Below are 9,219 nucleotides of genomic sequence, written 5' to 3' on the forward strand. Positions count from 1 at the left end.
ACAATGCGACTGGCATCCTCATTGAGGATGATTACGCTGACGCAAAACCCGAAGAGCTTGAAGTCCTGACACACACCGAGGAAGTAACTTGCGAGGTCGTTGTCCAGCATAAAGTCATCCACTTGCGCTTGCACTTGTGCGGTGGCAAGCTCTGTGTCATAGACAAGTCCACTGCCATAGCAGACTTCAGCATTGAACATCTGGCAAGTGCTCATTGTCTCGTCGGACTCGATGATATCAATGATGTTGTACGGCATCTGATTGTCACCACCCCACGGGATCTACTTCATCTTGTCGTTGATGATGATTGGTGCGATGTTGTGCTCCTCCTTGAAGACTTCAGATGTCTTGGAGGTGAAGGCTGCGGAGGCGTGGGTATCGGGGATGGTGACAACGGATGTTGGTGGAATAAATGAAAAATCGCTCATATCTTGCTTTTTTAGGGCAAAGATATGAGCGAATGGGCGGTGGGAAAAAGACAGATTTATGTTTCCATTTTTGTCTTAAATAACAAATTAATGCCTTTACACTTTGGGCAGAACAACGGATTCGATGATCCTTTAAAGATACTTTCTTCTTTTTTCTTTATTGTATATCCACAATTTGGGCAAACAACATCTTCTTTAGCAGTTCCAAAACGATGAAATTCCTCACTATGATTTTCCTCTGTGCAAAATGTACCACATTGAGGACACTGTCTACCGATAGTTGCGTCAAAAGCACCATGCATGAAGGCTACAATCTCTTGTTTATAGCCACAATCGCGGCACTCCAAAACACCAACCCCATTAATTCTATCGAATGATTTGAATGAATCTCCTGGGTTTATCTTTAAGTATGGCAATTCTCCTTCTGTATTAAACCAAACTCCTTCAGAATCATTTATCATCCATGTATCTTTAGGCACCTTAACTATGTTGTAGTATTTTATATCTAACATATGTAAGATTTCCTTGTATTTTCTATATATTTCCCCAATTTTATGATTAGAATATATAATATCTTCTTTCAGAAAATCAATGTCTTTATCCATAGAGTACCTGTATACACTAAATGAACAGTGATATATTGCATAGTAAAGACAATCAAAGCGGGTACTGTTTCCGCTATGCAAATCATTAATAATTTTCCTATAAAGAATCAATCTCGCTATAATATAATCATGCAAGGTTTCTTTTGCTTCTTTGTCTACATCTTTTGAGTCAAAACAAACTCCACAACCACTGTTTACACAATAATATAAAATGTCTTTAGAAGAGTTATATGAAAGGAAATTGTCCTCAATTTCTTTAATGTAATCAAGAATGAAATTACTTCTCATGTCTTTGTTAGGATTAAAATCCAATACAAAGGCTGACAATAAAAGTTCTTTCTCAATTGTATCTTTGGCTTTGTTTTTATCTTCAACAAGAGCAAAATCAATTTCTTCTGATGCCATTTTTTTTACTGTAGAATAGACCCCCTTTGGGGTTTTTCTTAGTTTTAATAGAGCTTTAGAAATAATACCCATATTGTTATTTTTAAAAATTTATTATTAGTGTGAAATATTATTTTCGTTTTTCTTGTAAAGCCACTTATAAAAGCAGACTCCTGCGTAAAAGAGTAGATAGATGAAAGATTGAGTATTGATATAGACTTTTACATTCTTTCCATTTTAAGACGCATTCTTCTCCTGTATAAATGAAATATACCATGATTAAAATCTTTAAATTTTCGTAAATTTACTTTATCACGTGAATATAATACATTTAGCATTTTAAATTTAGAGACTCAATTCTCATAAAATCCGCACCTATTAAAAGTCATCGAATAATCCCTTTTTCTTTAAAGGGTTTTCTAATCGCTTTAAAATGTTTTTATAACATTTTCTAAGGAATTTTCCCAATGAATTATACTCAAATGTTTTATCCTTATAACTTGTTCCATTTGACAAACGAATTTTCTTTATACCCAATGAATCTATTTTGTTTATATTTTCAGAAGTCAATTCGTACACTGAAGAATAATAATCAACATCTACAGATGGAATCATACTGGTTATATTACCTATAGTGTATCCATATCCTGGCTGTGTAACTTTACCAACATTTACATTATTCACAGGTAAATAAAGAACTTCATCATTACCAAGTTTAATCAGTAATTCCGAAGCCTTTGAAATATAGCTATATGAAGAAATAAGTAACAACCAGTCTTTATATTCTGAAGACTCGTATACTTTCATACAAAAGCTATAATTTGTTCCTTGAACAGAATAACTTTTAGAGGAAGTCATTATCTGATGTCTTCCATCTGATTCTATCCTGTCCACAGATATTTTTTGTGCAAACAGATTGATTGCGCAAATAAACAAAAATGATAAAATAAATAATCGTTTCATCTTTTATATTATATCAGTTTTATATTTTCTTTGAAATTTATATGTAATGCTATCGCATCCGAAGCAATTGACATAGGCATTTTGCCCTCTAACACCAATAATGCTTTTATTGGGCAATGCATACCTTTTACGCTTTGTTCGGCATTTAGTATGGCATTGTATTTAACGCATTGATACACACCTCGTAAAATGTCTGCATTATCAGATATAGAGGACTTGACCTCTACTGCAATCTGCGTGTCATCTTTAAGTATGAAGTAAACATCAAGGCGGTCGCCAGACAAAAGTATATGCTCCATTTCCTTATGCTTAACATTCTTAATGCCAATACATTCGGGATGGTCGTAGATGTACTCTTTAAGTGCCTTATGTTTGATGCCTTCGGAACCATGCTTAGAGTATGTACCTTTTCGGATTGTGTTCTCATATACTTTGTTGTCAGAACCATTGTATGGTGTGAGTTTAAGTTCATCGAGAACATCTTGCCATCTGTCATAGTAATAAGCTTCACTGTTGAGACGTTTCATTTGGTCATTTTTCTGTTCGTCTGTGAGTGAGCTGTAATCGTGGCTTACATAATCGAAACCATTGCTTGGTAGTTTGGTCGTTTTGTTTATAACAAGGCAATTTAGTGTCGGCATATCCTTAAATTCAGGACATGCTTTCTTCAATGCTTTAAACACATCATCAATCAACCCCAACACTCTGCCTATCTGGTCTGTGTGATGCCCCACCTCCTTTGATAGTTCGCTATACGTGTGCGGTGATTTGCTTACCGTAGCCCAATGTATGAGTACTGGTATCATCTTGCACGCCCACATTGCATTTTTGCTTGATGAGTTGTGAAGTATTGATAGGTATTTTGGCTCTTTCATTGTAAATTTAGTTTTTAATACAGCAAAGATATGTATAATATGTGAGATAGCCATACATAATCTAAGTTAAAAATTTACATAAAGGCAATATAATGATAATTAATCACTAACTTTGCGGTCTAAAGTGAGAATCATGGAAGATGTAAATAGATTAAAAATCGTGCTTGTCGAGAAGAAAAAAACAAGCAAGTGGCTTGCAGAACAGTTGGATGTAAACCCTTCAACTGTCTCCAAATGGTGTACTAATACATCACAGCCACCATTGGAAACACTTATACAAATTTCTCAACTTTTGAAAGTTGAAGTGACAGAATTAATATGTGTTCCACAAAAGTAGATTAAAAGAAATGATAAATACAACAACAAAGAAGCAGTTTTCACTGTTTGATTTTTGCAAGAAAAGAGCAGACAAGATTCAAGTGTTTGGTAAAGAAACAATTGACGAGGATGGTAAGATAATACCTTTTGTAGATCAAGCAGCCTTGATTACCCATTACTTGCAGTTGCGCAATGCAGATGTCAAGATGCCATACGAGAGGCAGGCTGAAGACATTTTAAATCTGTGGTACGAGTTTGTAAAGGGCGAAAGACTTCATAAGCCTAAGGATTTTGAAGGAGTTGCTGACTCCGCAATTGGCTACCAAACATATCTGTTTCAAGATTTATTCGCAGCACCATTCCAGGCACCCCAAAATCCAAAATTCAAGTTTATAGACTTGTTTGCTGGTATAGGTGGATTTAGAATGGCATTCCAGAATCTTGGAGGAGAATGTGTATTCTCTTCCGAATGGGATGAACAGGCAAAGAAAACCTATTATGCAAACTATGGTGACGTGCCGTTTGGTGACATTACCAAAGAAAGCACTAAGAATAAAATACCCAAAGATTTTGATATTCTATGTGCCGGTTTTCCATGTCAGGCTTTTTCCCTCGCAGGGAAGAGACTTGGTTTTGAGGAGACAAGAGGAACTTTGTTCTTTGATGTTGCTGAGATATTGCGCCGTTATCAGCCGAAGGCATTCTTCCTTGAAAATGTAAAAGGACTTGTTATTCATGATAAGGGTAGAACATTTAAAACTATTCTCAACACATTGGAAGAAGTTGGATATGTCGTACCTGATCCACAGATTGTTAATGCAATGTTCTTTGGAGTTCCACAGCACAGAGAAAGAATATACATAGTTGGTTTTAGAAAGGATTTGGGTATAAAGAAAGATGACTTTTCTTATCCTGAGCAAAAGGAAGTGACTAAGAAATGGATTGATGTAAGAGAAGAGAATCCAGTGCCAGCCAAATATTATCTTTCAACTACATACATCGAAACCCTCAAAAGACATAAAGCTCGTCATGAGGCAAAAGGAAACGGATTTGGCTATGACATAATTCCAGACGATGGCATAGCTCACGCTATTGTTGTAGGTGGTATGGGAAGAGAGAGTAACCTCGTTATCGATTTTCGTCAAACAGACCTCACACCTACCACAAGAATTAAAGGTGAAGTAAACCGCCAAGGCTGGCGCAAGATGACTCCTCGTGAGTGGGCGCGTTTGCAGGGCTATCCCGACAATTTCAGAATTGTTGTAGCTGATGCGTCGGCATATAAGCAATTCGGTAACAGCGTAGCTGTGCCAGCAATACAAGCTACTGCAAAGCAGTTGCTAAAGACGTTAAACGACAAAAAGATATTGAAACTATGGGAGTATTAAAAGACTGTGGCATAAGCAAAAGTAAAACCAAAACTGTGACCATTTTTGAAAATTTGCTTTCTGGAGAGACGTTTCTTGATGTTGTTTATGATTCTCCAAAAGATTACATAAAGAAATACTGGGAATCGTTTAAAGTGGCACATCCCCAAAGTACCCCAAGTGTAAATGGCAATGTATTTGAAATGATAATATATACCCTGCTTTATAGAGAAGGGATTAAACCATTTTATACCCAAGCGAAAGTAACTTATGTACCCAACATTGTATATGATGCTATTTTATACAATCAGTCACAACCAGTAAGCCTTTCATTAAAGACGAGCCTTCGTGAAAGATATAAGCAAGCAGATTTGGAGGCAGTAGCTCTGAAATATGTTCATAGACGTTCAAAATGCTATTTGTTGACAATTTCTCCAGAAGAAGCTGCGTCGGCAAATGAAAAGATAAAGAAAGGTGATATCATTGGGTTAGATGCAGTTATAGACTGCACTACTTCACAAATTGACGATTTAATTGCAGACTTGAAAAACGTAACTTTTGAAGAAGCAGAGAGCAAGCCTGCTGTAACTGGTAATATTATTAAATAAAAAATGGCATTAACAGGAAATAAAGGCGAATGGAGTGAGATATATACTCTTTTTAAACTATTAGGTGATGGCAAAGTCCATGCTGGCGATGCCGACATGAATAAGCTGGAATTGTATTACCCAATTCTGAACATTATTCGAGAAGAGAGTAAACGATACGAGTACAAACCAAATACCGAGCAAAACATTGTTGTAATTGATGAAGATGGCAATGAGTATGCTCGAATTTCCATGGATAAGTTTGTTGAAGAATCAACTAAGTTGTTATCTGAAATCAAGGCTGCGAAGAAAAGTGCATTTGAGATTCCAGAAGCAGAAAAATTCATGGGCGAGATAGGTTGTTCAAAGCTGAAAGCACCTTCAACAGACAAAGCGGACATTCATATTGTGATACATGATCTTCGAACAAACATGACTCCATTGTTAGGCTTCAGCATTAAGTCACAACTTGGAAGTGCTTCTACGTTACTCAATGCGGGGGCCACCACCAATATTACATATAAGGTGGACGGAACGATGTTGAGTGATGAAGATATTGATGCAATTAATGCAATCAAGAGCCATTTGGAACGTTTGGCTGCTTTGTTTGAAAAGGGATGCTCCTTGGAGTATAGTGATACAGACAATCCCGTTTTCAGAAACAACCTTCAGTTCTTAGACATCTGTATGCCACAATTTATTGCAGATTGTCTGTTGGTTGATAGCAAAGGATCCGATTCTTCGATAGATTACTGCGTAGCAGACGTTGCAAAGAAGAATCCTTTTGATTACAAAGGCAAGAATGTAGAAGAATTCTATGCTCACAAGATGAAAGTACTGCTTCTAAGTGCAGCTCTTGGTATGGTACCTGGTAAGGAATGGACTGGACGGTATGATGCTAATGGTGGCTATCTTGTAGTTCGTAAGGACGGAGAGATTGTTTGTTATCACTTCTATAATCAGAATGATGTGGAAGATTACCTGTACAAGAACACACGATTTGAGAGAGCAAGCAGAACACGGTATGGATTCGGCAAGCTGTATCGTGGGGAGGATGGTTCTGTCTATATGAAGCTCAACTTGCAGATTAGATTTAAAAAGTAATTACATATATGCTGCTTACATTATTTAAGCAGCATATGAAGGTCTTTGTGAAAGATCATATTGTTATAAACAGATATTCACTCAATAATGCCATTCTTCAATATCACGACATTGTAGTTTCGGAGGAAACGTTCAATTGGATTGTTAAGACAATACATACTAATTCTACAGTCGTAGATAAAGAAGAGATGCGGAACCATAACGAGAATGTGAATGCCAGAAAATTTAGGACGCAGAGCTATATAAAAAATGGTATATGTCCTGAATGTGGAGGAAAACTTATAATAAGAAATAGAAAGTTCGGTTCTTTCTATGGGTGTTCCAACTATCCAAAATGTAAATTTACTATTAATAAATAACGAATGAAAAGATTTATATTATTGCTTGTTCTTAGCATAATATATGCGACAAGCATCTTTGCACAACAAAAATTCTTCTGCGAAATAAAAGGAGCGGAAAAGGAGTTGTTATCCGGACTTAAAATAGTTTTTGACTTTGGTAAGAATTCGGTATACGGAAGCCTTTCGTCTTTAAAAAGCAAACAGAAAATTGTTGATGACAAAGGCGAGGTTATTTCTTTCAATAGCATGGTGGATGATCTGGTAAAGGCTGGACTTTCGTTCAAGCATATACATCTGTATATGGTGGTCAGGCAATAAATCATTGGATATTCTTTAAGGAGTCCGACAGTATAGAAAAGGCTTGTGAGGGGATAGTAACCAAGGAAATGTATGAGAAGACTCATAAATAACGGTGATTTATGAAGAAGAATGAATTTAAATATGACATTAATGATTTGATTATCAATGGCGATAAAGAATCTACGATGTTTCCTTTTGCTGTAGGTAATATCTATAGTTTTACTCTGAGTGAGAGGCTGTTTGCTAATCGAGCAGAGGTAATAGATGGCATACTATGTAAATGGACAGAAGCCGTGACAGATGACGGCGTAGGAATATCTGTGCGACAGCAGACACGGAGAAACAATGGAATTATATTAGAAGGAAAGACTATAAAAGAACGAATTCGCTCATTTGTCGACCAGTTTGATGAAGATGGACATTTTATTTTGAGAATTGCAAAAGTTGTTGAAAGAGAATGGTTAAAACCGAATGGGGAGACAACTATTAGTAAATACTTAAAGTTTGAGATAATTTAGAATGGACAAAATGAGCAAAGAACAGCGCAGTCGGTGTATGGCATCTATACACAGCAAGGATACCAAACCAGAGATATTGGTTCGGAGGTATCTCTTTGCTCATGGGTTCCGTTACCGGCTGAACCATCCGCGACTGCCGGGACATCCAGACATCGTGATGCGCAAGTATCGTACGGTCATCTTTGTAAATGGCTGTTTCTGGCACGGACATGAAGGATGCAAGTACTTTGTGTTGCCGAAGAGCAGGACGGAGTTCTGGCAAGCGAAGATAGAACGCAACAGGGAAAGGGACTTGGAGGAACAACGGAAGTTGGCGGAAATGGGTTGGCACTGCATTACGGTGTGGGAGTGTCAACTGAAACCGAAAGTAAGGGAAAAGACCTTGCAGTCGCTTGAATATACGCTATGCCACATTTATCTTGAAGACCACAAGGTAAAGAGGTATGAGATGCAGGAAGAAGAAAGAGTGATGGCAGCAGAGCCTGATGTGGAAAAGAAATAATAGTTTTTATATATCGCTAATGGTGGGGATAGCTATAAAAACTACTGCTGTTTAGTAAATGGATGATGGGATGATTAGAAGGTGTAGCTATTAGAACGTATGAAAACCATTGTAAGGATCCATTTGTTGCATTTTCTTTTTGATATTCTGCGGTAGTGTAAACAGAGCCGTGACACAGTTCAGTTTACACTACCATGCTATTACAATCAAAATAATGAATGATTGTTACTAACAACAATCATCCATTACTTTATACGTTACTTTTTCCCTATTGATGCAAGATACTCATCCCATGTATAAAGGTCATGTTCCTTAAGATTTTTGTATTCTTGACCATTGGACAGGCATATCCAAGAATTATTGTAAAAATTCCCCAGGCGCAGTTGCTTCTGAGTACTCTTTTCTACAACTAAATCTCCCTCTTTGAATTTTGGCTTATTTAAATTTTGCTCTTCAGATGAAGAGCTTTTTGATTTTTTCAAATTTAAATTAGCAACAAGAAGATTTTTAATGTCTCGTGTATCATTGCAAAGTTGTATGAACTTCACCAGTAGATACACAAGAAATGCAAGATAGATAAGTGCAAAAATAAATGCTAATCCTTCCATAATAAATTGTTTAAGTTGATTACTATATGCAAAAGTAGTAAGTATAATTTACAAAATACAATTTTATTATCATTATCTCACTCCACCAATCGCAATTGGGTATAAATCGTGCTGTGGGAACTTCTCGCAGCCGATGTAGAGTGTATCGAAGGCATCAGTGCCGTCGGTTCTATGTAGTCCGAGATGAATAATCCCCTTGCAAACCGCCTTCGCTCTCATAATTATCTTCAATATTCGAAATGCTATCATCGCTAATGGTGGGAGTATATTATCCGCGTCGGTCGTTGCGAGCATCCGCGTCGGTCGATACGAGCATCCG

14 protein-coding genes and 1 pseudogene are annotated in these 9,219 nt (G+C 36.8%); 8 read left to right on the forward strand and 7 right to left on the reverse strand.

All coding sequences use genetic code 11. The features are described 5' to 3' along the window. The 5 genes and pseudogenes from HMPREF0673_RS14790 to HMPREF0673_RS09690 all read right to left on the reverse strand — a co-directional run. Positions 1-257: pseudogene (locus tag HMPREF0673_RS14790) on the reverse strand (hypothetical protein); the annotation flags it as partial. 24 nt (positions 258-281) lie between these two features. Then, positions 282-428 carry a hypothetical protein gene (locus HMPREF0673_RS14330; RefSeq protein ID WP_157591689.1) on the reverse strand — a complete coding sequence of 49 codons (147 nt, stop codon included), beginning with the start codon at positions 426-428 and terminating at the stop codon, positions 282-284. A 56-nt stretch (positions 429-484) separates the two neighbouring features. After that, positions 485-1,510: a primosomal protein N' gene (locus HMPREF0673_RS09680; protein ID WP_007901586.1), complete on the reverse strand. Its 1,026-nt coding sequence runs from the start codon at positions 1,508-1,510 to the stop codon at positions 485-487. A gap of 285 nt (positions 1,511-1,795) precedes the next feature. Beyond that, entirely contained in the window at positions 1,796-2,380 is a 585-nt protein-coding gene (locus HMPREF0673_RS09685; protein WP_040596762.1) for a hypothetical protein, read from the reverse strand. Between the two features lie 8 nt (positions 2,381-2,388). Further along, positions 2,389-3,255 (reverse strand): hypothetical protein, encoded by an 867-nt coding sequence (locus tag HMPREF0673_RS09690; protein ID WP_157591690.1) that lies wholly within the window; start codon positions 3,253-3,255, stop codon positions 2,389-2,391. Positions 3,256-3,388: 133 nt separating this feature from the next. Here HMPREF0673_RS09690 and HMPREF0673_RS13920 point away from each other — a divergent pair, with 133 nt between their 5' ends. From HMPREF0673_RS13920 to HMPREF0673_RS09730, 8 genes are all read left to right on the forward strand, one after another. Then, positions 3,389-3,592: a helix-turn-helix transcriptional regulator gene (locus tag HMPREF0673_RS13920; RefSeq protein ID WP_040596780.1), complete on the forward strand. Its 204-nt coding sequence runs from the start codon at positions 3,389-3,391 to the stop codon at positions 3,590-3,592. A 10-nt stretch (positions 3,593-3,602) separates the two neighbouring features. After that, positions 3,603-4,961: a DNA cytosine methyltransferase gene (locus HMPREF0673_RS09700; RefSeq protein ID WP_007901602.1), complete on the forward strand. Its 1,359-nt coding sequence runs from the start codon at positions 3,603-3,605 to the stop codon at positions 4,959-4,961. After that, positions 4,949-5,548: a PDDEXK family nuclease gene (locus HMPREF0673_RS09705; RefSeq protein ID WP_007901604.1), complete on the forward strand. Its 600-nt coding sequence runs from the start codon at positions 4,949-4,951 to the stop codon at positions 5,546-5,548. Before HMPREF0673_RS09700 ends, HMPREF0673_RS09705 begins: the two co-directional genes overlap by 13 nt. A 3-nt stretch (positions 5,549-5,551) precedes the next feature. After that, positions 5,552-6,631: an HpaII family restriction endonuclease gene (locus tag HMPREF0673_RS09710; RefSeq protein WP_007901606.1), complete on the forward strand. Its 1,080-nt coding sequence runs from the start codon at positions 5,552-5,554 to the stop codon at positions 6,629-6,631. Positions 6,632-6,819: 188 nt separating this feature from the next. Beyond that, positions 6,820-6,990 (forward strand): topoisomerase DNA-binding C4 zinc finger domain-containing protein, encoded by a 171-nt coding sequence (locus tag HMPREF0673_RS14920; RefSeq protein WP_245544249.1) that lies wholly within the window; start codon positions 6,820-6,822, stop codon positions 6,988-6,990. A gap of 3 nt (positions 6,991-6,993) precedes the next feature. Then, positions 6,994-7,290, forward strand: a complete 297-nt coding sequence (locus tag HMPREF0673_RS09720; RefSeq protein WP_245544248.1) for a hypothetical protein — start codon at positions 6,994-6,996, stop codon at positions 7,288-7,290. 101 nt (positions 7,291-7,391) lie between these two features. Next, positions 7,392-7,790: a hypothetical protein gene (locus HMPREF0673_RS09725; protein WP_007901613.1), complete on the forward strand. Its 399-nt coding sequence runs from the start codon at positions 7,392-7,394 to the stop codon at positions 7,788-7,790. Position 7,791: 1 nt separating this feature from the next. Continuing rightward, entirely contained in the window at positions 7,792-8,292 is a 501-nt protein-coding gene (locus HMPREF0673_RS09730) for a very short patch repair endonuclease (protein WP_007901614.1), read from the forward strand. 257 nt (positions 8,293-8,549) lie between these two features. Here the strand turns inward: HMPREF0673_RS09730 and HMPREF0673_RS09735 are convergent, their stop codons facing one another. Both HMPREF0673_RS09735 and HMPREF0673_RS14335 read right to left on the reverse strand, forming a co-directional pair. Further along, positions 8,550-8,900, reverse strand: a complete 351-nt coding sequence (locus HMPREF0673_RS09735; RefSeq protein ID WP_007901616.1) for a hypothetical protein — start codon at positions 8,898-8,900, stop codon at positions 8,550-8,552. Between the two features lie 72 nt (positions 8,901-8,972). Then, positions 8,973-9,219 (reverse strand): hypothetical protein (locus HMPREF0673_RS14335; protein ID WP_216589910.1); only part of this gene is annotated, 247 nt, incomplete at its 5' end.

The sequence above is a fragment of the Leyella stercorea DSM 18206 genome (assembly GCF_000235885.1).
GTDB lineage: Bacteria > Bacteroidota > Bacteroidia > Bacteroidales > Bacteroidaceae > Prevotella > Prevotella stercorea.

What these genes read in the sequence shown, in the direction of transcription:
- HMPREF0673_RS09680 (WP_007901586.1), bottom strand. Translation starts at nt 1,510, where the DNA reads ATGGGTATTATTTCTAAAGCTCTATTAAAACTAAGAAAAACCCCAAAG.
- HMPREF0673_RS14920 (WP_245544249.1), top strand. Translation starts at nt 6,820, where the DNA reads ATGCGGAACCATAACGAGAATGTGAATGCCAGAAAATTTAGGACGCAG.
- HMPREF0673_RS09710 (WP_007901606.1), top strand. Translation starts at nt 5,552, where the DNA reads ATGGCATTAACAGGAAATAAAGGCGAATGGAGTGAGATATATACTCTT.
- HMPREF0673_RS09685 (WP_040596762.1), bottom strand. Translation starts at nt 2,380, where the DNA reads ATGAAACGATTATTTATTTTATCATTTTTGTTTATTTGCGCAATCAAT.
- HMPREF0673_RS09720 (WP_245544248.1), top strand. Translation starts at nt 6,994, where the DNA reads ATGAAAAGATTTATATTATTGCTTGTTCTTAGCATAATATATGCGACA.
- HMPREF0673_RS09725 (WP_007901613.1), top strand. Translation starts at nt 7,392, where the DNA reads ATGAAGAAGAATGAATTTAAATATGACATTAATGATTTGATTATCAAT.
- HMPREF0673_RS13920 (WP_040596780.1), top strand. Translation starts at nt 3,389, where the DNA reads ATGGAAGATGTAAATAGATTAAAAATCGTGCTTGTCGAGAAGAAAAAA.
- HMPREF0673_RS09705 (WP_007901604.1), top strand. Translation starts at nt 4,949, where the DNA reads ATGGGAGTATTAAAAGACTGTGGCATAAGCAAAAGTAAAACCAAAACT.
- HMPREF0673_RS09700 (WP_007901602.1), top strand. Translation starts at nt 3,603, where the DNA reads ATGATAAATACAACAACAAAGAAGCAGTTTTCACTGTTTGATTTTTGC.
- HMPREF0673_RS09730 (WP_007901614.1), top strand. Translation starts at nt 7,792, where the DNA reads ATGGACAAAATGAGCAAAGAACAGCGCAGTCGGTGTATGGCATCTATA.
- HMPREF0673_RS09690 (WP_157591690.1), bottom strand. Translation starts at nt 3,255, where the DNA reads ATGAAAGAGCCAAAATACCTATCAATACTTCACAACTCATCAAGCAAA.
- HMPREF0673_RS14330 (WP_157591689.1), bottom strand. Translation starts at nt 428, where the DNA reads ATGAGCGATTTTTCATTTATTCCACCAACATCCGTTGTCACCATCCCC.
- HMPREF0673_RS09735 (WP_007901616.1), bottom strand. Translation starts at nt 8,900, where the DNA reads ATGGAAGGATTAGCATTTATTTTTGCACTTATCTATCTTGCATTTCTT.